Annotated in this window: 20 protein-coding genes and 1 tRNA gene; 19 read left to right on the top strand and 2 right to left on the bottom strand. The window is 56.1% G+C overall.

The genetic code is table 11. From position 1 onward, the window contains the following. Positions 1–167: 167 nt before the first annotated feature. The gene (locus ASE07_RS14865; protein ID WP_057291611.1) at positions 168–962 is read right to left on the bottom strand and encodes a 3-hydroxybutyrate dehydrogenase; all 795 of its coding nucleotides are present in this window, start codon (positions 960–962) and stop codon (positions 168–170) included. 114 nt (positions 963–1,076) lie between these two features. Between ASE07_RS14865 and ASE07_RS14860 the strand changes: the two genes are divergently transcribed. From ASE07_RS14860 to ASE07_RS14850, 3 genes are read left to right on the top strand one after another with little or no spacing between them, the layout of a single operon-like run. Continuing rightward, on the top strand, positions 1,077–1,943 hold the full coding sequence (locus tag ASE07_RS14860; protein WP_057291610.1) for an alpha/beta fold hydrolase: 867 nt from the start codon (positions 1,077–1,079) through the stop codon (positions 1,941–1,943). A 39-nt stretch (positions 1,944–1,982) separates the two neighbouring features. Further along, positions 1,983–2,333 (top strand): RidA family protein, encoded by a 351-nt coding sequence (locus ASE07_RS14855; protein ID WP_057291609.1) that lies wholly within the window; start codon positions 1,983–1,985, stop codon positions 2,331–2,333. A gap of 16 nt (positions 2,334–2,349) precedes the next feature. Beyond that, positions 2,350–4,608 carry a RelA/SpoT family protein gene (locus ASE07_RS14850; protein ID WP_057291608.1) on the top strand — a complete coding sequence of 753 codons (2,259 nt, stop codon included), beginning with the start codon at positions 2,350–2,352 and terminating at the stop codon, positions 4,606–4,608. A 43-nt stretch (positions 4,609–4,651) separates the two neighbouring features. Here ASE07_RS14850 and ASE07_RS14845 read toward each other — a convergent pair whose 3' ends face one another. Next, positions 4,652–5,590 (bottom strand): cation diffusion facilitator family transporter, encoded by a 939-nt coding sequence (locus ASE07_RS14845; protein WP_057291607.1) that lies wholly within the window; start codon positions 5,588–5,590, stop codon positions 4,652–4,654. 185 nt (positions 5,591–5,775) lie between these two features. On the opposite strand from ASE07_RS14845, the gene ASE07_RS14840 reads away from it, so the two are divergent. The 16 genes from ASE07_RS14840 to ASE07_RS14765 all read left to right on the top strand — a co-directional run bounded on the left by ASE07_RS14840 (position 5,776) and on the right by ASE07_RS14765 (position 23,652). Further along, positions 5,776–5,852, top strand: a tRNA-Val gene (locus ASE07_RS14840). 226 nt (positions 5,853–6,078) lie between these two features. Further along, a complete protein-coding gene (gene thrS, locus ASE07_RS14835) occupies positions 6,079–7,986 on the top strand; it encodes a threonine--tRNA ligase (protein ID WP_057291606.1) in 1,908 nt (635 codons plus the stop codon). 58 nt (positions 7,987–8,044) lie between these two features. Next, entirely contained in the window at positions 8,045–8,566 is a 522-nt protein-coding gene (gene infC / locus ASE07_RS14830) for a translation initiation factor IF-3 (protein WP_082584164.1), read from the top strand. 259 nt (positions 8,567–8,825) lie between these two features. Further along, entirely contained in the window at positions 8,826–9,023 is a 198-nt protein-coding gene (rpmI, locus tag ASE07_RS14825; RefSeq protein WP_057291605.1) for a 50S ribosomal protein L35, read from the top strand. A gap of 22 nt (positions 9,024–9,045) precedes the next feature. Beyond that, a complete protein-coding gene (gene rplT / locus ASE07_RS14820) occupies positions 9,046–9,405 on the top strand; it encodes a 50S ribosomal protein L20 (RefSeq protein WP_057291604.1) in 360 nt (119 codons plus the stop codon). A 364-nt stretch (positions 9,406–9,769) separates the two neighbouring features. Then, positions 9,770–10,786, top strand: coding sequence for a phenylalanine--tRNA ligase subunit alpha (pheS, locus tag ASE07_RS14815; RefSeq protein WP_057291603.1), 1,017 nt, complete (start codon positions 9,770–9,772; stop codon positions 10,784–10,786). Positions 10,787–10,954: 168 nt separating this feature from the next. After that, entirely contained in the window at positions 10,955–13,381 is a 2,427-nt protein-coding gene (pheT, locus tag ASE07_RS14810) for a phenylalanine--tRNA ligase subunit beta (RefSeq protein WP_057291602.1), read from the top strand. Positions 13,382–13,419: 38 nt separating this feature from the next. Next, on the top strand, positions 13,420–13,833 hold the full coding sequence (locus ASE07_RS14805) for an integration host factor subunit alpha (RefSeq protein WP_082584163.1): 414 nt from the start codon (positions 13,420–13,422) through the stop codon (positions 13,831–13,833). A 17-nt stretch (positions 13,834–13,850) separates the two neighbouring features. Next, positions 13,851–14,258 (top strand): MerR family transcriptional regulator, encoded by a 408-nt coding sequence (locus ASE07_RS14800; RefSeq protein WP_057291601.1) that lies wholly within the window; start codon positions 13,851–13,853, stop codon positions 14,256–14,258. A 439-nt stretch (positions 14,259–14,697) separates the two neighbouring features. Then, entirely contained in the window at positions 14,698–16,155 is a 1,458-nt protein-coding gene (locus tag ASE07_RS14795) for a sigma-54 interaction domain-containing protein (protein WP_057291600.1), read from the top strand. Between the two features lie 273 nt (positions 16,156–16,428). Next, entirely contained in the window at positions 16,429–17,166 is a 738-nt protein-coding gene (fabG, locus tag ASE07_RS14790; RefSeq protein ID WP_057291599.1) for a 3-oxoacyl-[acyl-carrier-protein] reductase, read from the top strand. Positions 17,167–17,354: 188 nt separating this feature from the next. After that, on the top strand, positions 17,355–19,484 hold the full coding sequence (locus ASE07_RS14785) for a 3-hydroxybutyrate oligomer hydrolase family protein (RefSeq protein WP_057291598.1): 2,130 nt from the start codon (positions 17,355–17,357) through the stop codon (positions 19,482–19,484). A 274-nt stretch (positions 19,485–19,758) separates the two neighbouring features. Then, positions 19,759–20,532, top strand: a complete 774-nt coding sequence (locus ASE07_RS14780) for an ABC transporter ATP-binding protein (protein WP_057291597.1) — start codon at positions 19,759–19,761, stop codon at positions 20,530–20,532. Further along, positions 20,532–21,242 carry an ABC transporter ATP-binding protein gene (locus ASE07_RS14775; RefSeq protein WP_057291596.1) on the top strand — a complete coding sequence of 237 codons (711 nt, stop codon included), beginning with the start codon at positions 20,532–20,534 and terminating at the stop codon, positions 21,240–21,242. Before ASE07_RS14780 ends, ASE07_RS14775 begins: the two co-directional genes overlap by 1 nt. 51 nt (positions 21,243–21,293) lie before the next feature. Further along, positions 21,294–22,508, top strand: coding sequence for an ABC transporter substrate-binding protein (locus ASE07_RS14770; RefSeq protein WP_057291595.1), 1,215 nt, complete (start codon positions 21,294–21,296; stop codon positions 22,506–22,508). 259 nt (positions 22,509–22,767) lie between these two features. After that, entirely contained in the window at positions 22,768–23,652 is an 885-nt protein-coding gene (locus ASE07_RS14765; RefSeq protein WP_057291594.1) for a branched-chain amino acid ABC transporter permease, read from the top strand. Positions 23,653–23,654: the final 2 nt, after the last annotated feature.

Raw genomic sequence — 23,654 nt, 5'->3', positions numbered from 1 at the left:
CGAAACGTCGGTCAGACGCTTCGGTAAGAATGTTTGGTGTACATTTGCAAGCCAATAAAAACGGCGCTTTCGGGCGCCGTTTTTATTGATAACTACAGTCAAACGCAGTCGCTTATCACGCTTGCCTCGCACCGCATTGGCGCAAGGCTCACCGGATCCGGACCGATTTACTGCGCGACCCAGCCACCGTCCATATTCCATGCGACGCCGCGAACCTGGCTGGCCGCATCGCTTGACAGGAAAACCGCGAGCTCGCCGAGCTGCTCTGGCGTTACAAAGTCGCCGGAAGGCTGCTTCTCCGACAGCAGGCTTTTCTTGGCCTCGTCATTGGACAAGCCTTTTTCGGAAGCGCGGGCATCGACCTGCTTCTGTACCAGGGGGGTCAGTACCCAGCCCGGGCAAATGGCATTGCAGGTTACGCCGGAATGCGCTGTCTCCAGTGCGGTAACCTTGGTAAAACCGACGATGCCATGCTTGGCGGCGACATAGGCCGACTTTTGCGCTGAACCCACCAGTCCATGTACTGACGCGATATTGATGATACGGCCCCAGTTGCGGGCTTTCATCGATGGCAGTGCCAGGCGTGTCGTATGAAAGGCGGAGCTCAGATTGATCGCAATGATCGAATCCCATTTTTCCACCGGAAAATCTTCAATGTTGGCAACGTGCTGAATGCCGGCATTATTGACCAGCACGTCGACAGCGCCAAACTTCTCGGCTGCGAACTTCATCATTGCTTCGATGTCGGCAGGTTTGGACATGTCGGCGCCGTGGTAGACAACGTCTATGCCGAATTCACTGCGCAGGTTGGCCTGCAGCGTTTCGATTTCGTGCGCATCGCCGAAGCCGTTCAAGACGATGTTTGCGCCTTGAGCCGCAAATGTCCTTGCAATACCCAGACCAATCCCGGACGTCGATCCGGTGACCAGCGCGGTTTTCCCTTTAAGCATGGTGCCCTGCATGATTTCTCCTGCGAATGTATTTTGGATCTGAGCCGAAAGTTAAATAGAATTTTAAGCGGAACGCTCGTTAAAATGTGAGAATGGCAATCGGATTCGCTGATTACCCACAAAAAAATGACTCAAGCACAGATCAAAACGGTGCAATGCCTGTCGCCAGCCGGCCTCCACAGAATGGCCTACAAGGAGTGGGGCGATGCTTCCAATCCGAAAGTCCTTGTGTGCGTGCACGGCGTTACGCGTGTGGCAGATGACTTCGACCGGCTTGCACAGGCATTGTGCAACGACTATCGCGTGGTATGTCCGGACGTGGCCGGACGCGGGCGCTCGGATTGGCTGAGTAATCCGCAGCATTACCAGCTTCCGCAATATGTCAGTGACATGGTGACCTTGCTGGCCCGTCTGAACGCGGACACTGTGCACTGGGTCGGCACCTCGATGGGGGGACTGATCGGCATGGGGCTGTCGGCGCTGAAGGGTAATCCTGTGAAAAAGCTGGTACTCAATGACATTGGTCCCACGCTGAACCCGGCAGCGATTGCGCGCATCGGCGACTATATCGGCCAGGATGTTCGTTTTTCGACATTTGATGACGCAGCGCGCTATATCCGGGATATTTCGCTGCCATTTGGTCCTCATAGTGAAGAGGAGTGGCGCAAGCTGGCATCGGATGTGCTGAAGCAAGACGAAGACGGCCAGTGGATACGTCATTACGACATGAATATTTCGGTACCTTTCAAGAGCGTGACGCCGGAAAGTGCGAAGCAGGGCGAGGCGCTGATGTGGATGAGCTATGATGCGATCACCTGTCCGACTTTGCTGTTGCGTGGTGCCGACTCGGATTTGGTTTCGAAGGAAGTCGCCATTGAAATGACGCGGCGCGGTCCCAAAGCTGGGCTGGTCGAATTTTCCGGAGTCGGCCATGCGCCGACGCTGATGCATGATGACCAGATTGCTGTCATCCGGGAATTTTTGTCCGTCTGAATAATTTGAAGTTTGTATAGATACGTAAGCAAGTACAACATGGATATCAAACGTCTGCATGTAGGAAAGACCCTTTCGGAAGTCGCGATTCATAACGGCACCGTTTATCTTGCTGGCCAGATCGCGGAAGACCTGACCCAGAACATCGAAGGCCAGACCCGCGAAGTGCTCGGCCACATCGACCGTCTGCTCGCCGAGGCGGGCAGCGACAAGTCGCGCATCCTGATGTGCCAGATCTATATCGCGGATATCAAGGATTTCGAAGGCATGAATTCGGCATGGAATGCCTGGGTCGCCGACGGCAATTCGCCGCCGCGTGCGACCGTGCAGGCGAAGCTTGCCAAACCCGAATGGCTGGTCGAGATGGTGGTGACTGCCGCGCTGACATAGATTTCAGGTAGCACCCATGGTCTCTATCGTCGCGTCTCCCAGCGAAACACATGTACAACTGTGTGTCGGCCTCAACGCCGAGGATAGCGCTCGCGTGCTCGACGCGCTGGCGTTTGTCGAGCCACTCTATCGCGGTAAAACGGTGGTCACCGGTCAGGATGCCTACGCATTCGCCAAGGGTGTCGCGACAACATTAGCCTTGTTGAACACGGATACCGACTCGCGTATCGCCGCCTTGCTGTTCGCATTGACCGAACTGGACCCTTCCGCGGCATCGACCATCGACGAAAGATTCGGCACCGAGATTGCGGATTTTGTGATCGGTATCCGGCAGCTGATGAAGCTGCATGGACAAACCTTCGGCCTCAAGGAGAATGCACGCGGCAAGAATGCGTCTCAGCATGCGGCCGAGCAGTTGGAAACCTTGCGCAAGATGCTGCTGGCGATGGCCTCCGACATGCGTGTCGTTCTCGTACGCCTGGCGTCGCGTGTCACGACATTGCGTTATTTTGCGGATATCCGTCTTGAAGATGAAAAGACGCATGATTATGCGCGTGAGACGATGGATCTCTACGCGCCTCTCGCAAACCGTCTAGGCGTGTGGCAGCTGAAATGGGAACTCGAAGACCTGGCATTCCGCTTCCTTGAGCCGGCCGCCTATAAGCGTATCGCCAAGATGCTCGAAGAGAAACGCCTTGAACGTGAAAGTTTTGTCGCGGCTGCAATCGCTCGTCTGTCGTCAGAGCTGGCTGCAGCCGGCATCAAGGCGGAAGTATTCGGTCGACCGAAACACATTTATAGCATCTGGAACAAGATGCGCGGCAAGTCGCTCGATTTTTCAGAGTTGTACGATGTGCGTGCTTTTCGCGTTATCGTTGATGACGTCAAGACTTGTTACGCAGTGCTCGGACTCGTTCACAACATCTGGGCGCCGATCCCGGCAGAGTTTGACGACTATATCTCACGTCCGAAATCGAACGGTTACCAGTCGCTGCATACCGTTGTCGAAGCCGAGGACGGCAAGGCGATCGAGGTGCAGATCCGCACCCATGAAATGCATCACTTTGCGGAATACGGCGTTGCCGCCCACTGGCGCTATAAGGAAAGTGGCGGCTCGGGGTTTTCGGCACAAAAGTACGATGAAAAGATCGCGTGGCTGCGCCAGTTGCTTGCCTGGAAAAGCGAGGTCACGGATGCCGTCGTCGAGCAGGAGGATATCCAGCGCGAATGGGTCGAAAAGCTGAAATCGGCTTCGCTTGATGACCGCATTTACGTGCTGACACCGCAGGCGCGGGTCATCGAGTTGCCGAGCGGCGCAACGCCGATCGACTTTGCCTACCACTTGCATACCGATGTCGGACATCGTTGCCGGGGTGCGCGCGTCGATGGCGCCATGGTGCCGCTCAATACGCCGCTCAAGAATGGTCAGACCGTGGAAATTATTACCGCGCGCGGCAGTACCGCGACAGGACCGTCGCGCGACTGGCTGAGTCCGGGCTACGTTGTCAGCCCACGTACACGCGCCAAGGTGCGTGCATGGTTCAACGCGATTGAACAGGCGGAAACCCTGGCGCATGGCAGGGTGCTCGTTGAAAAGACGCTGCAGCGAGAGGGGCGCACGGCGGTCAATCATGAAGAGCTCGCACACAAGCTTGGGTTTGCCAAGGTCGATGAGCTTTTCCTTGCTGTAGGAAAGGAAGAGTTCAGTCTGCGCAACATTGAGCTCCTTTTGCATGCAGATGATCCGCACAAGCATCCGCTAAAAAGTAGCCCTGATCCTGAAGCCGTCATCACCAATAAAAGTCGCGCCTCCAGTGTCGCAAAGGGCGCACGTTCCGGCGTCCTGGTGGTAGGTACGGATGGACTGTTGACCCAGCTTGCACGCTGCTGCAAGCCAGCGCCGCCGGACGAGATCGTCGGCTTTGTCACGCGTGGCAAAGGTATCTCGATTCATCGTGCCAACTGCAAGAACTTGGCGCAGATACGCAAGAATGCGCTGGAGCGTGTGATCCAGACTACGTGGGGAGAGCCGGGCAGGGAGACCGTTTATCCAGTGGATATTTTTATCCTGGCCAGCGACCGGCAGGGTTTGCTGAGGGACATCTCCGAAATCTTTTCACGCGAGAAAATCAACGTCATTGGCGTCAGCACACAGAGCGCAAAAGGTCAGGCGCGGATGTCGTTCACGGCGGAAATTTCTTCTACCGCGCAACTGCAGAAGGCGCTTGGCATTATTCGTGACGTGAGCGGCGTGCTTGACGTACAAAGGCAATAACCGGTAAGCGGTAAGCAGCTCCGAAGCGCAGCGTTGTGATGGCTTAGCAGCCTTCGGCCATGCGTGAAAGTTCCGGTTGCAGTGTGACATGATCGATTCCATGACGCTCACGCAGCATGTTCCGGATCGACTGCAATACCTGCGGCCATTCGCGTAGTTCACGGATTTCCACATGGCCGATCAGCGCCGGTTCGCCTGGCGTCATTTCCCATACGTGCAGGTCATGCACTGACAATACGCCTGCAATTGCGGAAAGATCGGAGCCGACCTGCAGGTAGTCGATATGGTGCGGCACACCTTCCATCAGGAAGTGATACGACTCGCGCAGCACGGAGACTGTCGATTTCAGAATCAGTAACGAAACTACCAGCGATAGCAGCGGGTCAATTGGCAGCCAGCCAGTCAAATATATGACGGCGCCAGCAATGATGGCCGCAACCGACCCCAACAAGTCGCCGAGCACGTGGACCAGCGCCGCCCTTGTATTGACGCTTTCCTTGTCATGCGAAAGCAGCCAGGCTACAACAAGGTTAACGGCGAGTCCGATCACTGCGACAACAAACACTGCCACGCCTTTCACTGGCATGGGATCGTTGAAACGCTGGATCGCCTCAAAGGCGATCCAGCCTACCAGCACAAGCATTGCCAATGCATTGATAAATGCAGCCAGCGCCTCCGCACGGCCGAAGCCGAACGAATGCTTTACCGAGGGCGGGCGGCGCGCAATGTGTTGAGCAAGCAAGGCAAGCCCGAGCGCCGTACTATCAGTGAGCATATGTCCGGCGTCCGATATCAGAGCCAGCGAATTGGACCAGAATCCTGCGGCTGCCTCAACCGCCGCAAACAGAAGGGTCAACACGACTGACCAACCTAGTACGCGGGGGTCCCGATTGACAGAAACATGATGATGCAAGGCATCACCGGCACGATGTGCTTGCAGATCCGTAGAAGAAGGTGAGTGAGAGTGTGGTTTATCTTGCATGCCTTTGATGATACGTGATCAAACGTCTGACTCGCTAGCAGGGAATACTTGGGTGCACGCAAGAGAAGTGAATCATGGAGGCAAAATTACAGTGACAGTGCCAATACCTTAAATCTTGGCCATATGCATTGTTAAATAAAGGCACTAGCGAAAATAAAAAATAGTCGCTATAATTTCGCTTCTTTAGGCTCGTAGCTCAGCTGGTTAGAGCACTACCTTGACATGGTAGGGGTCGTTGGTTCGAGTCCAATCGAGCCTACCAACGAATAGCAGTACATTTGTAAGAGTGAGAAAGGCAGTCCCGGTTATGACACCGCGAACTACAACCGCAAAGGTTTTAGTGCGACGCTAGTCGGGATCTTTTTCGTCTTTGCAAGTTTGAAAAAGCGCGGCTAGTCCGCGTTTTTTTTCGTCTGCAGTTTTTAACACTAAGTCTAGCGTCAGTAGCAATTCTTCGCTGAGATGGCTTCGCTGAGATGGAGAGCAAAATGGTATCAGTCCGACTTCCAGATGGTTCGCAACGTCAATTCGACGCCCCTGTCACTGTCGCCCAGGTTGCTGCAAGTATCGGCACTGGCCTGGCCAAGGCCGCACTGGCCGGCAAGGTCGACGGCAAGCTGGTCGACACTTCCCATGTGATCGAGAAAGATGCCGATCTGGCCATTGTCACTGACAAGGACGCGGACGGCCTCGACATCATTCGTCACTCTACGGCCCACTTGCTCGCCCATGCCGTCAAGGAGTTGTTTCCCGATGTGCAGGTGACCATTGGTCCGGTCATTGACAACGGCTTTTATTACGATTTTTCGTACAAGCGTCCTTTTACGCCCGAAGACTTGCAGGCCATTGAAAAGAAAATGGCCGAGCTCGCCAAGAAAGACGAGCCGGTTACCCGTAAGGTCTTGCCGCGCGACGAAGCCGTTGCGTATTTTAAATCCATCGGCGAGGCCTACAAGGCTGAAATCATTGAGTCAATTCCGCCGGGCGAAGATGTCTCCTTGTATTCTCAAGGCAGCTTCACCGATCTGTGCCGTGGTCCTCACGTGCCGTCAACAGGCAAGGTAAAGGTTTTCAAACTGATGAAGCTGGCCGGTGCCTACTGGCGCGGTGACTCCAAGAATGAAATGCTGCAGCGGGTGTACGGCACTGCGTGGGCCAAGAAGGAAGACCAGGAGGCCTACCTGCACATGCTGGAAGAAGCGGAGAAGCGTGACCATCGCAAGATCGGCAAGGCGCTTGACCTGTTCCACTTTCAGGAAGAGGCGCCGGGCCTGGTGTTCTGGCATCCGAAGGGATGGACCGTCTGGCAGCAAGTCGAGCAATACATGCGCCACGTTTATCGCGAGAGTGGTTATCAGGAAGTCAAGGCGCCGCAAATCCTTGATCGCAGTCTTTGGGAGAAGACTGGCCACTGGCAAAACTACCGCGAAAATATGTTCGTGACGGAATCGGAGAATCGCAACTATGCGCTCAAGCCGATGAACTGCCCCGGCCATGTACAGATTTATAACTCCGATCTGCGAAGCTACCGCGACCTGCCACTGCGTTACGGTGAGTTCGGTCAATGCCACCGTAATGAATCTTCCGGCGCGCTGCACGGCATCATGCGCGTGCGCGGCTTTACGCAGGATGACGGTCACATTTTCTGTACCGAAGAACAGATCGAGGGCGAAGTAACGTCCTTCCACCAGCAGGCCATGAGCGTTTATAAAGATTTCGGTTTTGCCGAGATTTCGATCAAGCTCGCGCTGCGTCCTGAAAGCCGTATCGGCTCGGACGAGACCTGGGATCGTGCCGAAGAGACGCTGCGGTCCGCGTTGCGTGCCTGCGGCGTGACCTGGGACGAGTTGCCGGGTGAGGGGGCGTTCTACGGTCCGAAGATCGAATACCATCTGAAGGATTCGCTTGGCCGCCCCTGGCAGGTCGGTACCATGCAGGTTGACTTCTCGATGCCAGGCCGCCTCGGTGCTGAATATGTCGCGGATGACAACAGTCGCAAAGTGCCCGTCATGCTGCACCGGGCAATCGTCGGCTCCATGGAGCGCTTCGTCGGCATCCTGATTGAGAATCATGCTGGCGCGCTGCCATTGTGGCTTGCGCCGGTGCAAATAGCGATTCTTAACATTTCGGAAGCACAATCTGATTACGCTCAAAGCGTCGCACAAAACCTGAAAAAACAAGGGTTTAGGGTGCACCTCGATTTGCGTAATGAGAAAATAACCTATAAAATACGCGAGCATTCAGTTCAAAAGCTCCCGTATATCGTCGTTATTGGCGACAAGGAGCGGGATGCAAACACAGTGGCCGTGCGTGCGCGGGGCAACGTCGACTTGGGTGTAATGCCGGTCGATGCACTGGTGGATCGACTCAAGCATGAGGTCGACACCAAAGCCTAAGGGATATCCCTGAGCGCTAGAGCACGGCTTAGTCATTTGATTTTAAAAGGAAACTGCAATAGCTACTGACAAGTCGCATCGCATTAACGGCGAAATTACAGTGCCGGAACTGCGTCTATCCGGTGTTAACAACGAGCCGCTTGGCATCGTTTCTCTCGCTGAAGCATTCCGCCTTGCGGAAGAAGCCAACGTGGATCTGGTGGAAATCGCGCCTACAGCGCAGCCGCCGGTGGCCCGCCTGATGGATTATGGCAAGTTCAAGTATCAGGAACAGAAAAAGGCCCACGAAGCGAAGCTCAAGCAGAAGGTTATCCAGGTCAAGGAAGTCAAATTCCGTCCGGGTACCGACGATGGCGATTACAACATCAAGCTGCGTAACCTGACCAAGTTTCTGGAAGAGGGCGATAAGACCAAGATCACCCTGCGTTTTCGCGGTCGTGAAATGGCCCACCAGGATATTGGCATGCGTATGCTTGAACGCTTGAAGTCAGACCTGGAGCCGTATGGCCAGGTAGAGCAGTTTCCCAAGATGGAAGGCCGCCAGATGGTGATGGTTCTGGGGCCGAAAAAGAAGAAGTAAACGGCGGACGAGCACTTCGGAATGTAAGGCTGGGCAACAAGCAGTGCCAGTCTTCATGCCAGGTGCAGTCAAGCTGGTGAATGCATTTCAGGCAGTGCTAGAGAATTCGCAGCGACTATCCTTTTCGGGATGGTCGTCGCAAATAGCAGCGGACTCGATTCCGTTGCCACACAAGTGAAAGCAGGCATCCAAGTGCAATGAAGTATTGCCACCTGCAATCATGTTAAAAATGGAGCTGTCCGGAAGGACAGATATCGCTATGCCAAAAATGAAGACGAAGAGCAGCGCTAAAAAGCGCTTCCGCGTACGTCCGGGCGGCACCGTCAAGCGCGGTCAAGCCTTCAAGCGTCACATCCTGACCAAGAAAACCACCAAGAACAAACGCCAGTTGCGCGGTGCTGTGGACGTTCATGATACAAACATGACATCCGTTCGCGCAATGATGCCGTTCGCTTAACCTCACATAAGAAGGAGCTACCATGCCTCGAGTAAAACGTGGGGTTACCGCACGGGCCCGTCATAAGAAAGTCCTCGACCAAGCCAAGGGTTACCGCGGCCGTCGCAGTACCGTATATCGTATCGCCAAGCAGGCGGTCATGCGTGCAGGCCAGTATGCCTACCGCGATCGCCGCAACAAGAAGCGCGTATTCCGCGCACTGTGGATCACCCGTATCAACGCTGCTTCGCGTGAGCATGGCGTGACTTACAGCGTATTCATGAACGGTCTCAAGAAAGCCAACATCGAACTCGACCGTAAGGTCCTGGCCGATATGGCTGTGATGGACAAGCCGGCATTTGCCGCGATTGTCAACCAGGTGAAGGCCAACATCGCTGCTTGAACGTTGTGATCGCAGGTATCGCCTTTGCGGGCGGTGCTGCATAAAAGCGGGGCAAAGGTCATCACCTGTGCCCCGTTTTTTTTGAGTCCACGCTATCATTTTTACATCAAACCTCGATCGTGTTTCTATAGTTGTATTGAATGGTTTGCCTGATAGCGAAACTCATCCAGAATCCAGAGACAGGTTGTTGGATGATAATGGCGGGCTGCCTCCTGCACATCATTGGCAATTGCAGAAGCATCGGCAGAGGCGCTGGTCTGGCATTGGCAATTACAGTGCAGCACAGTGCAAGATCGCATCCTGCAGAGTCGTCTGGACGCATCAGTAGCCGTAATCCGATTTATTGACACGGGCAAATAGCCGCATGAATTCCCTAGAACAAATTGTCGCCCAGGCGCAGACGGACTTCACCGTTGCGGAAGACGCAGCCGCGCTGGAGAATGCAAAAGCCAAGTACCTTGGCAAAACAGGACAGATCACGGAGCAGATGAAAGGCCTTGGCAAGCTGGCGCCGGACGAGCGCAAGATCCAGGGCGCAGTGATCAACGCCGCCAAGGAAAAAATTGAAGCCGCATTGACTGCACGCCGCGATGCACTCGCGAATGCACAGATGGAAGCGCGCCTGAACGCCGAGGCCATCGATGTCACACTGCCCGGTCGTGGTCGCGGCAAGGGCGGTATCCATCCGGTCATGCGGACCTGGGAACGGATTGAAGAGATTTTCGGATCGATCGGATTCGACGTGGCCGATGGCCCGGAGATCGAGACCGACTGGACCAACTTCACCGCGCTGAACAGCCCGGAAAATCATCCGGCGCGTTCCATGCAGGACACTTTCTACATCGATGGCAAGGACACTCAGGGCAAGCCGCTGCTGCTGCGTACCCATACCAGTCCGATGCAGGTTCGCTACGCGCGCATGAACAAGCCGCCGATCAAAGTCATCGCACCCGGACGCACCTATCGCGTCGACAGTGATGCGACACACTCGCCGATGTTTCACCAGGTTGAAGGCTTGTGGATTGCTGAAGACATCAGCTTCGCGGATCTCAAGGGCGTGTATCTCAACTTCGTCAAAGCCTTCTTTGAAACCGACGATTTGCAAGTGCGTTTTCGCCCGTCGTATTTTCCGTTTACCGAGCCGTCCGCCGAAATCGATATTGCCTTCGGTAGCGGACCATTGAAAGGCCGCTGGCTCGAAGTCTCGGGCGCGGGACAAGTGCATCCAACCGTGGTACGCAACATGGGTCTTGACCCGGACAAGTACATTGGTTTTGCGTTCGGCTCCGGCCTTGAGCGCCTGACCATGCTACGTTACGGAATCAATGATTTGCGCCTGTTCTACGAGGGCGATCTGCGTTTCCTGAAGCAGTTCAATTAAAAACGCCGCACACATCAAAAACAAGAATGCAGCTTCCTCTCCCGCCTGGCGGGAGAGTTCAGGCGCTGCACACCAATATCAGTCGCGTATCGACAAGTGCAGTGCCCGATCCTTCCTACGATGGAAGGGAACACGAACACCGTAATTCAGAATACCTGAAGGCTTACTATGCAATTCTCCGAAAGCTGGCTCCGTACCCTGGTTGATCCACAGATGACATCGGACGCGTTGTCACACATGCTGACCATGTCCGGCCTCGAAGTGGAAGAGGTCGAGCCCGTAGCACCACCGTTTTCCAATGTCGTTGTCGCTCGTGTCGTGGAAGTAGCCAAACACCCGAATGCCGACCGTCTCAACGTCTGTCAGGTAGATGCCGGCACCGGCACGCTACTCAACATTGTCTGCGGCGCACCGAATGTGCGCGCCGGGCTGAAGGTTGCCTGTGCGATGGCGGGTGCCAAACTGCCGCCTGGCGATGATGGCAAGTCCTTCGAAATCAAGGTTGGACAGCTGCGTGGTGTCGAGTCGCAGGGCATGCTGTGCTCGGCGCGTGAACTCAAGCTTTCGGAAGAAAATGCCGGCTTGCTCGAACTGCCGGACGACGCGCCGGTAGGCCAGAATTTCCGTGACTACTATCAGCTCAATGATCTGAAGTTCACCATCAAGCTCACGCCTAACAAGGCGGACTGCCTGTCTGTGCTCGGTGTCGCACGCGAAGTGTCAGCCCTGACCGGCGCACCGCTGCGCGCGCCGACCTACAAGGCGGTTGAACCGAACACGGACGAGAAGCTTCCCGTCAAGATTTCCGCACCGGACCTGTGTGGTCGTTTCAGCGGACGCATCATCCGCGGCCTGAATGCACGCGCGCAGACACCGGACTGGATGAAGCGCCGCCTGGAACGTAGCGGACAGCGGCCCATTTCCGCACTGGTCGACATTTCCAATTACGTCATGCTGGAACTGGGACGACCCAGCCACGTGTTCGACCTCGACAAGATCCATGGTGGCCTCGATGTTCGCTGGGGCAAGCCTGGTGAATCGCTCAAGCTGTTGAACGGCAATACCGTTGAAGTCGACAGCTGGGTCGGTGTGATTGCCGATGATAAGGAAATCGAATCGCTGGCCGGCATCATGGGCGGCGATTCGACTGCTGTTTCGCTCGACACCCGGAATATCTATCTTGAAGCCGCATTCTGGTGGCCCCAGGCGATACAGGGCCGTGCACGCCGCTACAACTTTTCCACCGATGCCGCACATCGATTCGAACGCGGCGTCGACTATGCCACCACGGTGGAAGACATCGAACGGATTACCGCGCTGATCGTGGAAATCTGCGGTGGCAAGGATACCGTTGTCGGCCCGGTTGATGACCACGTCGTCAATCTGCCGCAGCGCAAGCCGGTAACCGTACGTACCGCACGTGCGGTAAAAGTGATCGGCGTGCCGCTGAATGACGAGCAGATCGCCGATATTTTCACGCGCCTCAATTTGCAGTTTACGCAGGAATCAGGTGCGTTCACCGTGACGCCGCCGTCATACCGCTTCGATATCGAAATCGAAGAGGACCTGATTGAAGAAATCGCACGTGTCTACGGCTTTGAAAACATTCCTGCACTGGCGCCGGTTGCGGCCAACACCATGCGCATCACGCCGGAAAATCGCCGTTCGCTGTTTGCGATCCGCCGTCAGCTCGCCGATGCGGACTATCAGGAAGTCGTCAACTTCAGCTTTGTCGAGGAAAGCTGGGAAGCGGACTTTGCGGCGAATACCAATCCAATCAAGCTGCTGAACCCCATCGCAAGCCAGATGAGCGTCATGCGCTCCTCGCTGGTAGGCAGCCTGGTCGCCAATGTCCGCTATAACCTGAACCGCAAGCTCAACCGTGTTCGTGTATTCGAGATCGGTGCGGTCTACCTGCGCAACGCCGCCACACAGGACGGCTCCTTGACTGTTGCCGGCTACGATCAGCCCAAGCGGGTCGCTGCGATGGCCTATGGGCAGGTGGCTGAAGAGCAGTGGGGCCTGCCAGGCCGCAATGTCGATTACTTCGATATCAAGGGTGATCTTGAAACCCTGTTTGCGCCCAAAAAGCTGACCTTTGCGAAAGTCGAACATCCAGCGTTGCATCCGGGGCGCTCCGCGCAAGTGCTGCTTGAAGGTGTGGTGATTGGTTTCATCGGTGAACTGCATCCACGCTGGCAACAAAAGTACGACTTGCCGCTGGCTCCGGTCGTTTTTGAAGTGGACGCGTCTGCATTGCAGACCCGCGATATCCCGGCATACGAGGAAATTTCCAGGTTCCCGGCGGTGACGCGAGACATCGCCGTCGTTGTAAAACAGTCGGTTCCAGCACAGGCGCTGCTCGACACTTTCATTGCCGAGCAGAAATCCAACCCTGCATGTGCTATCATGCAAGCCATTGTTTTATTTGATGAATATCGAGGAAAGGGTCTGGAAAATGACGAAAAAAGTCTTGCTTTCCGGTTCACCTTGCAAGATACTCAAACTACCCTGCAGGACGACAAAGTTGACGCCGCGATGACTGCTTTCATCACCGCTGTGGAAAAGATGCATGGCGCACGATTGCGCACATGAACGGGTTCGAACTTAGCAGGGCAGGGACGACAACCATTATGAATGACGTGAACTCAGCCGAATTTCAATCCGTCTTGGCCGCCGACCTCAATCGCGCTATGCAAGAGGCGAAGGCGCGTACCCAGGCTGAAAAAGAGTTGCCGACGCTGACCAAGGCCGAGCTTGCCGAACTGCTGTTTGAACAAGTCGGCTTGAACAAGCGCGAAGCGAAGGACATGGTCGAAACCTTTTTCGATGAAATTCGCAATGCGCTGGAACGTGGCGAAGCCGTCAAGCTGTCGGGCTTCGGCAATTTCCAGTTGCGGGACAAACCGCAACGCCCGGGGCGCAACCCGAAGACCGGTGAAGAGATTCCTATCACGGCACGACGGGTCGTCACCTTCCACGCGAGTCAGAAGCTTAAAGGTATGGTGGATGACGCCAGCCATAAGCCACTCGCACGCGTAGCCTGACACAAGCTTCCTGACCCATGAACGAGCGTGCGAATAAGTCCGATGCCATAGTACTGCCGCCGATTCCGGCAAAGCGTTACTTCACCATCGGCGAGGTCAGCGACCTATGCGGCGTGAAGCCGCATGTGCTGCGTTACTGGGAGCAGGAATTTACGCAGCTCAAGCCGGTCAAGCGGCGCGGAAATCGCCGTTATTATCAGCATCATGAAGTGCTGCTGATCCGGCGTATTCGTGAGCTGTTGTATGAGCAGGGTTTTACTATCAGCGGCGCGCGTAACAAGCTCGATACGCGTATGGCGAATGCCAGCGTTGGTGGTAACGGAGCGGGCGAGGAAGATTTGACTACCGGCTTGCCGCCGCTTGAAATGAATACCGTGAGTTTACGCCACGAATTATCGGAAATTCTTGCTTTGTTGAAACGCTAGGTTTTGGCTATTGCCGATTCAAGTTAAGCCAAGCCAAGTCAGAATTGATTAAGGAGCCGCAATTGCGGCTCCTTTTTTGTCACTTCCACTTCACGTCGGTGCACGTCAGGCTTCCCAAACGCTTAAACATCCTGCCAGCGATGAACTAAACAGTCTGTTTAATTTAAGCCGGAGTACTCAAGCGGCAATCGCGGCATAACTCGTTTGACGACGTTTAAAACCGCACCATCAATCAAATTTTTATTGCCATTAAAAGCGTGCACGACGCGTTACAAATCTACCTCTACCTAGTAAAACTGCGTACTCTCAATAAGCCATGATGTCTCTATAATCAGGTACGTACGTGTACCAGCGTAGTGCACGACAATCGACGGTATGTCACGTATCCGAAACCCGGATTGGCAAGCCGTTGACCTCATGGATCATGGATGGAGATTAAATGAAAACGTCTGTTGCCGCTTCCTGGGACGTTGACAGTATCCTGCGTGTGGGCATGGAGTCGCTGCTCGACTTGTTCGATGATTCCTGCGAAGGTACGATGGCAGTCGACGACCACGGACGTATCGCGTGGATTAACGACAAGTACGCTGCCTTCCTCGGCCTGAAAACTCCCGAATCCGCCCTCGGCAAACCGGTCGAAGAAGTGATTCCCAACAGTCGGATGCGCGAGGTCGTCACGACCGGCAAGCCCATCCTGCTCGACATCATGATGATTCGCGACCAGCCCCTGGTCGTGATGCGTATTCCCCTGAAGGACGATTCGGGCAAGATTGTCGGCGCGCTTGGCTTTGCGCTCTATGACCGCCTGCAGCGACTCAAGCCGCTTGTATCCAAGTTCGCCGAATTGCAGTGGGCACTGGCCAATACCCAGAAAGAACTCGCGCAACTGCGCCATACCAAGTATTCGATATCCAGCTTTGTCGGTGTCAGTCCGGTATCGCTGGAGCTCAAGCATCGCGCACGCCGCGCTGCGCAACTCGATACCACCGTTCTGCTGCTGGGAGAGACCGGCACCGGCAAGGAGTTACTGGCGCACGGTATCCATGCCGCTTCAGGCAGGGCGGGAAAGCCCTTTGTCGGCATCAATATCGCCGCAGTCCCCGAATCGCTGCTGGAAGCCGAATTCTTTGGCGTGGCGCCGGGAGCCTACACGGGCGCTGACCGGAAAGGACGCGAAGGCAAATTCAAGATTGCTGACGGGGGCACGCTGTTCCTCGATGAAGTCGGCGACATGCCGCTGCAGGTGCAAGCGAAGCTGCTGAGGGTTCTGCAGGAGCAGGAAATCGAACCGCTCGGCTCCAACACCATTACCAAGGTCGACGTGCGCGTGATCGCCGCCACCAGTCACGACCTGAAACAACTGGTCGCCGACGGCAAGTTCCGGTCCGACCTGTTCTATCGTCTCAATGTGTTACCCATCGTGTTGCCCCCGCTACGTGAGCGGGTCGCCGATCTCGACGCCTTGTGTGAACACCTGCTGGAGCAGATTGCCAGCCGTACCGGCATGCCACAGCGCGAACTGACGCCAGATGCGCGCGCTTTCCTCGCGTCCTACCGCTGGCCAGGGAACGTGCGCGAGCTACGTAACGCTCTTGAGCAAGCCGGCATGCTTACCGATAGCATCACCTTGTCGGCAGAAGATTTCTCGACCATTCTGACGATCGACGACACGCATCCGATGCAAGCTGAAAAAGAAGCGACGCCGGCTCCAACTTCAACTCCAGCTCCAGTCGAAATCCGGCCGCTCGCCGAAACCGTGGCAGAGGTGGAGCGCAGCCTGATTAAGGCAGCCCTTGCCAATACCAATGGAAACAAGGCCTTGGCCGCACGGATGCTAGGCATTTCACGCGCCACGCTGTATCAAAAGATTGAGGATTATCAATTGCTGTCTGATTAATAGACACCTGTCCAGGAAGTGGACACATTTTAAAACCTTTATAATTCAATGACATAACAAGATATAACAAAAATGTGCATGTTATTCATACACATTTCCCTTCCGGCAAACGCCATCCCGCCCTCCAGAGTAAGCCAGGTTTCAACAATATCATTAACAATCAATGACTTAGTACGCATGGCATGACAATTGCCATATGCCTTTGTACGCCGGTGAAGCGGCCAATAAAAACAAGCATCGCTTCACTGTTTTTGACGCTGCTATGGAGGCACAGTGCGACTCATAAATAAGGTAGCCCTGATTACAGGCGCAAGCAGGGGCATCGGCAAAGCGACTGCCCTGAAGTTTGCAAAAGAGGGCGCAAAGGTCGTGGTTTGCGACCTGGACGATGCTGTCGCTGAAACCGTCGCCCAGATCCGTTTGCAGGGCGGCTCGGCAATCGGATTCACTGTCGACGTCACCAAGGCCGAAAGCATCGAAGCAATGGTCAGCGGCGCGCTGACGACCTACGGGCAGATTGATGTACTGGTCAACAATGCCGGTATCGTCGCCGACGCTCAACTCAAGAAGATGACCGACGATCAGTTCGACAAGGTCATCGACGTCAATCTGAAGGGCACTTACAACTGCACCAAGGCCGTGGTCGACGCGATGATCGAGCGTAAGGGCGGCGTGGTCCTGAATGCCTCGTCCATCGTCGGTATTTACGGCAACTTCGGCCAGACCAACTATGCGGCAAGCAAGTTCGGTGTGATCGGCATGGCCAAGACATGGGCCCGCGAACTGGGCAAGCACAACATTCGTGTCAATGCCGTATGCCCCGGCTTTATCGAAACGACGATTCTCAAAGCCATGCCGGAGAAGGTGATTCGCGCATTGGAAGAACGCGTTCCGCTGGGTCGTCTCGGCAAGCCGGAAGAGATCGCCAACACCTTCGCCTTTCTCGCATCCGATGAAGCCAGTTACATCAATGGCGCGGTCATTGAAGTCTGCGGCGGCATGACTTTATAAAAGGCGGGACGGCAAAACTAAACGCAAGACACACAACAGGACCGGCAGCAATGCCGAACATTTTTGTAGCAGCAGTAGTAATAACAGTAATGGCAGTAACAGCAGTAGCGGATGTGCAGCAGATTGTTCCAGCTAAAAACAATGATTTCCATCCAAAGATGGACGGATAACTACCAGGAGCGAGACACATGGCAACACGCACTACACTCGGTTTAACCTCAGTCATTGCGGCCGGCCTTCTTGCCGGATGCGGCGGTTCGGATGATCCTCCCGAGGATCTTAATCTCAAGCCGAGCTATCTCGGCACTATTCAGAAAGCCACCTACGACGGCGTCAGCAACGACTTGCTTACCGCGGGCTTGGGCAGGACCGGTCTGCAGGCCGCAGCGCCGGCGTTTGCCGATCCGGCCAATCCGACGATTGCCGAGTTGCGTCGCAATGCTATCCATTCGAACTATCGCGCGCTGATCGACCCGAGCACCAACGGCGGCTTTGGCACGCTGTACGGTCCCAACATCGACAATGCCGGCAACGCCACGCTCGGCGAAGGCAAGATCGCCGGCGATGAATACATCGCCTATGCCGATGACGGCACAGGACAGGTGAATGTCACGCTAATGGTCCAGATCCCGGCCGGCTTCGACAAGGCCAATCCGTGTATTGTCACCGCGACCTCCTCAGGTTCGCGCGGCGTGTATGGTGCGATCGGCACGGCAGGCGACTGGGGTCTCAAGCAGAATTGCGCAGTTGCCTACAGCGACAAGGGCAGCGGCATGGGTTTCCATAACCTGCAGTCCAACACCGTCAACATGCTGAACGGCGAGCGCGCGAATGCTGTCGCCGCCGGCAAGAATTCCAGCTTCACCGCCAACCTGACCGCAGCGGAACTCACTGCATTCAACGCCGCAACGCCGAACCGCTTTGCGATCAAACAGGCGCACTCGCAGCAGAATTCGGAAAAGGATTGGGGTAAGTACACATTGCAGGCGGTCGAGTTTGCATTCTATGCACTGAACGACAAATTCGGCGACGTTGCACGCAACGGCACGAGCCGGCTCAATACCATCACGCCAGCCAAGACACTCGTCATTGCATCGAGCGCATCGAATGGCGGCGGCGCGGCAATCCTCGCGGCGGAGCAGGACACCAAAGGCCTGATCGATGGCGTTGCGGTATCCGAACCGGTCACTGAAGTGGCACTGAGCCCAGCGTTGACAATCAAGCGTGGCAACACCACAGTCAGCCGTGCAGGCCTGGGACTGTATGACACCATCACCATCGGCAACCTGTATCAGCCGTGCGCGGCGCTGTCGTCCTCGCTGACTGCCTCGCCGCTGCTGGCTGCTGTCAGCCCGACCCTGGCTGCCAACCGCTGCGCAGCGCTCAAGGCCAAGAACCTGCTGACTTCCACGACACTCGCGGCACAGGCCGATGAATCGCTGCAGAAGCTGCGTGAAGCCGGTTTTGAAAGCGAGGCCGATCTGCTGCACGCCAGCCACTTTGGCACATACCAGATCCTGGCGCCGTTCTACGCCAACATGTACGGCAAGTTCAGCGTCAAGGACAACCTCTGCGGCTACAGCTTTGCGCCTGTAACCGCAACCGGTGCCCTGACCACGCTGACCGCGACACAGGAAGCCCAGTTGTTTGCGACAGCCAACGGTACGCCGAGCGGTGGGCTTGGCCTGGTCAACAATAACTCGGTCGGTGGTCCGATCGCTGATTCGTTCTCGGTGTCGCCGTCAACCAATGTCGCCGACTACAACATCGATGGCGCAATCTGCCTGCGCAACCTGGCAACCGGTACCGATGTCACTACCGGCCAGCCATTGACCGGTCAGGCGCTGATCAACTCGCAGCGTGTTCGTGCCGGCATGGCCGAAGTTCTGCGCAATGGCAACCTGCGTGGCAAGCCAGCCATTATCGTTCATGGCCGCAACGATGCGCTGATCCCGGTGAATCACAACTCGCGTGCTTACTTCACCGCCAACAAGGCGGCTGAAGGCGCGGCCAGCAAGTTGTCGTACATCGAGATCACCAATGCGAACCACTTCGACGCCTTCCTCGGCTTCCCGGGTTACGACACACGTTTGATCCCGATCCACCGATATCACATCCAGGCGATGAACATGATGTACGCCCATCTGAAGGCCGGTGCTGCACTGCCGCCTAGCCAGGTTGTGCGTACCGTGCCACGCGGAGGTACAGCAGGTGCGGCGCCGGCGATCACCGCGGCCAACGTGCCGCCTATCCAGGCTGCGCCGATTGCTGCGAACCAGATCACCTTCGCCAACAACACCACGACCATTCCGGAATAAGCCGGACTAAGTGGAACGCATCCACGCCGGATGTCCCTGCCCGGAGCAGGGGCCGGCTCCTTCCCCCTGGCAGGGGGAAGGTTGGGATGGGGGTTGAGTGTGTCAAGTATCTATTGAACTCTCAATAGATCGAAGCAGCGGTATCAGCAGCACCAGCAATACCAGCAATACCGCCCCGGCATCACGCCGGGGCCATCCTGATGCAGATCCCGCATCGGACCGCGAAACGCGGACTAAGGGACAACGAATTCGGCAGCAACAGTGGAGAAAATGGATGGCAAGCGAAGTCATACTCGAAACGCGAAACCTGACCAAGGGGTTCAAGGGATTTATCGCGGTGAACGACGTCAATTTCAAGGTCAAGCGCGGCTCTATCCACGCATTGATCGGACCAAACGGTGCAGGGAAGACCACCTTCTTCAACCTGTTGACAAAATTTCTGACGCCGACCGCAGGGTCCATCCTGTATAACGGCGACGACATCACGTCGCTGGCGCCGGAGCAGATCGCGCATCGCGGTGTGATCCGCTCATTCCAGATCTCTGCGGTTTTCCCACACCTGACCGTGCTGGAAAACGTGCGTATCGGCCTGCAGCGCGCACTCGGTACTTCCTTCCATTTCTGGAAGAGCGAGCAGACGCTGAGTCGCCTCAATGACCGTGCGATGCAATTGCTCGCCGAAGTCGACCTGGAAGGATTTGCCAGCACCATGACAGTCGACCTGCCATACGGCCGCAAGCGCGCACTCGAGATTGCGACCACGCTTGCCATGGAGCCGGAACTGATGCTGCTCGACGAACCGACACAGGGCATGGGCCATGAAGACGTGCATCGTGTCACCGAGCTGATCAAAAAGGTATCCGCAGGCCGCACCATCCTCATGGTGGAACACAACATGAGCGTGGTATCAGGCATCTGCGACAAGATCTCCGTCTTGCAGCGCGGTTCCTTGCTGGCGGAAGGCACATATCAGGAAGTATCGAGCAATCCGCAAGTGATGGAAGCCTACATGGGCACCACGTCGGGCGAACTGGAAGGAGCGCACTAATGGCGACCGCAGCACTGGAAATCCGCAACCTGAAAGCATGGTACGGCGAGTCGCACATCCTGCACGACGTCAACCTGGAGGTGAAACCGGGCGAGGTTGTCACGCTGCTTGGCCGTAACGGCGCAGGCCGCACCACGACGCTGCGCGCGATCATGGGACTGACCGGCACGCGCAAGGGTTCGATCAAGATCAACGGCGAAGAATCGATCGGACTGGCGACGCACAAGGTGGCGCACCTCGGCGTTGGTTATTGCCCGGAAGAGCGCGGCATTTTTTCGTCGCTGTCCGCCGAGGAAAACCTCCTGCTGCCGCCGATGGTGACCAAGTCATCGAAGGGCATGTCGGTCAAGGAAATCTACGAGATTTTCCCCAACCTGGAAGAGCGCCGTTCTAGCCAGGGCACACGCCTGTCGGGCGGTGAACAACAGATGCTGGCCGTTGCGCGCATCCTGCGTACCGGCGCCAAGCTCTTGCTGCTCGATGAAATATCCGAAGGTCTCGCCCCTGTCATCGTGCAGGCGCTGGCACGCATGATCACCATGCTCAAGGCCAAGGGCTACACCATCGTGATGGTGGAACAGAATTTCCGCTTCGCTGCGCCGCTGGCGGACCGGTTTTACGTGATGGAGCATGGACACATCGTCGAGTCCTTTGCCGCATCCGAACTGGAGTCGAAGACGTCCGTGCTCAATGAGCTGCTGGGCGTCTGATCACAGACTCAACAACGCTGTAGCAACACTACCTACAACACAGGAGAAGTAATGAAACTCAAAGCAAAAGTGATGACTCTCGCAGTCGCAACCGCATTCACCGCCGGCTTCGGCGGCGCCGCTTCCGCGCAGGTATCTGGCGACGTCATCAAGATCGGCCTGCTGACCGACATGTCTGGCGTCTACGCCGACGTCGACGGCCCGGCAGGTGCGGAAGCCGTCAAGATGGCCATCGCCGACGCTGGCGGCAACATCAACGGCAAGAAGATTGAGTTCGTCGTTGCCGACCACCAAAACAAGGCTGACATCGCTGCATCGAAGGCACGCGAATGGTTCGACCAGCAAGGCGTTGACATGCTGATCGGCGGTACCAACTCCGGCGCCAACCTGGCCATGGCCAAGATCGCAGCAGAAAAGAAAAAGGTATTCTTCTCCGTCGGCGCAGGCACAGCCCGTCTGACCAATGAAGACTGTACACCTTACACCGTGCATTACGCGTACGACACCATTGCACTGGCACGCGGCACTGGCAGCGCGCTCGTCAAGCAGGGCGGCAAGGACTGGTACTTCCTGACAGCCGACTACGCTTTCGGCGCTTCGCTGGAAAAAGATACCGCTGACGTCGTCAAGTCGTCGGGCGGCAAGGTACTCGGAGCCGTCAAGCACCCGTTGTCAGCATCGGACTTCTCGTCCTTCCTGCTGCAGGCGCAAGCATCCAAGGCACAGATCCTGGGCCTGGCCAATGCCGGTGGCGATACCATCAACGCCATCAAGGCTGCCAACGAATTTGGCGTGACCAAGAACACCAAGCTGGCTGGCCTGCTGATGTTCATCACCGACGTCCATTCGCTCGGCCTCAACCTGACTCAGGGCATGTACCTGACAGACGGCTGGTACTGGGACCAGAATGCCGACACCCGCGCATGGTCCAAGAAGTTCTTCGACAAGATCAAGCGCATGCCGACCATGCTGCACGCCGCCGACTACTCGGTCACTTCCCAATACCTGGCTGCAGTCAAGGCCACTGGTACTGACGACAGCGACAAGGTCATGGCAAAGCTGAAGAGCACCAAGATCAACGACGTGTTCGCCAAGAACGGCGTAATCCGTCCGGACGGCCGCATGGTCCACGACATGTACCTGATGGAAGTCAAGAAGCAGTCCGAGTCCAAGTATCCATGGGATTACTACAAGGTCGTACAAACGATTCCTGGCGACCAGGCCTACGCCACCAAGGCGGAATCCAAGTGCTCGCTCTGGAAGTAAGACCCTGACGTTGTTGCCCGGTCATCGCCTGCGGATCGCTTAGTCAGTTTTTAGCGAACCCTGGCGAAGTCCGGGTCCTGTATCACGCTCGATGTAGTCGTGTTGGTCCGTTTCCTCTCGCGGGGGAGGCTGGTGTGCCGGGCGGGGTAGCCGAACCTTCCTGAGCCGATTGTATGGACGCCTTGTTCGCCATACCAGCCGTCCCCTGCACCAGGAGGAAACCCGACATCTTCTGCCTCGGCTAATTTTCTTATCGACTATGGAAATCTTCGGCATCCCCCTGCAAGCAATGTTGAGTCAGCTTTTGCTCGGCCTGGTCAACGGTTCGTTTTACGCGATGTTGTCGCTTGGCCTCGCCGTCATTTTCGGCTTGCTCAATGTGATCAATTTTGCACACGGCGCGCTGTACATGATGGGCGCATTCCTTGCCTGGATGGGCTTGACCTATCTCGGCCTTAACTACTGGGTGATGCTGATCGCCGCCCCAATCCTGGTCGGCCTGTTCGGCATCGTCATTGAAAAGACCATGCTGCGCTGGCTTTATAAGCTGGACCATTTATATGGCCTGCTGCTGACCTTCGGCATCACGCTGATGCTGGAAGGTATTTTCCGCTCGTTCTATGGCGTATCCGGCCAGCCGTATTCGGTACCGGACGTCCTGATGGGTGCGACCAATCTCGGCTTCATGATCCTGCCGAATTACCGTGCATGGGTCGTGGCGGCTTCCATCATCGTGTGTTTTGCAACCTGGTTCGTGATCGAAAAAACCAAGCTCGGCGCGTATCTGCGTGCAGGCACTGAAAACCCCAAGCTGGTCGAAGCCTTTGGTATCAACGTCCCGCTGATGGTGACAGCCACCTATGGCTTCGGCGTTGCACTCGCCGCATTTGCCGGCGTGCTGGCCGCACCGGTGATCCAGGTATCGCCGCTGATGGGTTCGAACCTGATCATCGTCGTGTTCGCGGTGGTCGTGATCGGCGGCATGGGTTCCATCATGGGCTCCATCCTTACCGGCCTTGGCCTCGGCATTATCGAAGGCCTGACCCGCGTGTTCTATCCCGAACTGTCGGCGACCGTCGTCTTCATCATCATGGCGATCGTCCTGATGATTCGTCCGGCCGGCCTGTTCGGCAAGGAAAAGTAAAG

Source organism: Noviherbaspirillum sp. Root189 (genome assembly GCF_001428545.1).
GTDB lineage: Bacteria > Pseudomonadota > Gammaproteobacteria > Burkholderiales > Burkholderiaceae_D > Noviherbaspirillum.
This window is presented reverse-complemented; position numbering and strand designations above follow the sequence as displayed.

What these genes read in the sequence shown, in the direction of transcription:
- ASE07_RS14775 (WP_057291596.1), top strand. Translation starts at nt 20,532, where the DNA reads ATGGCGACCGCAGCACTGGAAATCCGCAACCTGAAAGCATGGTACGGC.
- ASE07_RS14845 (WP_057291607.1), bottom strand. Translation starts at nt 5,590, where the DNA reads ATGCAAGATAAACCACACTCTCACTCACCTTCTTCTACGGATCTGCAA.
- ASE07_RS14780 (WP_057291597.1), top strand. Translation starts at nt 19,759, where the DNA reads ATGGCAAGCGAAGTCATACTCGAAACGCGAAACCTGACCAAGGGGTTC.
- ASE07_RS14785 (WP_057291598.1), top strand. Translation starts at nt 17,355, where the DNA reads ATGGCAACACGCACTACACTCGGTTTAACCTCAGTCATTGCGGCCGGC.
- ASE07_RS14795 (WP_057291600.1), top strand. Translation starts at nt 14,698, where the DNA reads ATGAAAACGTCTGTTGCCGCTTCCTGGGACGTTGACAGTATCCTGCGT.
- pheS (WP_057291603.1), top strand. Translation starts at nt 9,770, where the DNA reads ATGAATTCCCTAGAACAAATTGTCGCCCAGGCGCAGACGGACTTCACC.
- thrS (WP_057291606.1), top strand. Translation starts at nt 6,079, where the DNA reads ATGGTATCAGTCCGACTTCCAGATGGTTCGCAACGTCAATTCGACGCC.
- pheT (WP_057291602.1), top strand. Translation starts at nt 10,955, where the DNA reads ATGCAATTCTCCGAAAGCTGGCTCCGTACCCTGGTTGATCCACAGATG.
- ASE07_RS14850 (WP_057291608.1), top strand. Translation starts at nt 2,350, where the DNA reads ATGGTCTCTATCGTCGCGTCTCCCAGCGAAACACATGTACAACTGTGT.
- ASE07_RS14765 (WP_057291594.1), top strand. Translation starts at nt 22,768, where the DNA reads ATGGAAATCTTCGGCATCCCCCTGCAAGCAATGTTGAGTCAGCTTTTG.
- rplT (WP_057291604.1), top strand. Translation starts at nt 9,046, where the DNA reads ATGCCTCGAGTAAAACGTGGGGTTACCGCACGGGCCCGTCATAAGAAA.
- ASE07_RS14805 (WP_082584163.1), top strand. Translation starts at nt 13,420, where the DNA reads ATGAATGACGTGAACTCAGCCGAATTTCAATCCGTCTTGGCCGCCGAC.
- ASE07_RS14800 (WP_057291601.1), top strand. Translation starts at nt 13,851, where the DNA reads ATGAACGAGCGTGCGAATAAGTCCGATGCCATAGTACTGCCGCCGATT.
- ASE07_RS14865 (WP_057291611.1), bottom strand. Translation starts at nt 962, where the DNA reads ATGCAGGGCACCATGCTTAAAGGGAAAACCGCGCTGGTCACCGGATCG.
- ASE07_RS14855 (WP_057291609.1), top strand. Translation starts at nt 1,983, where the DNA reads ATGGATATCAAACGTCTGCATGTAGGAAAGACCCTTTCGGAAGTCGCG.
- rpmI (WP_057291605.1), top strand. Translation starts at nt 8,826, where the DNA reads ATGCCAAAAATGAAGACGAAGAGCAGCGCTAAAAAGCGCTTCCGCGTA.
- ASE07_RS14860 (WP_057291610.1), top strand. Translation starts at nt 1,077, where the DNA reads ATGACTCAAGCACAGATCAAAACGGTGCAATGCCTGTCGCCAGCCGGC.
- ASE07_RS14770 (WP_057291595.1), top strand. Translation starts at nt 21,294, where the DNA reads ATGAAACTCAAAGCAAAAGTGATGACTCTCGCAGTCGCAACCGCATTC.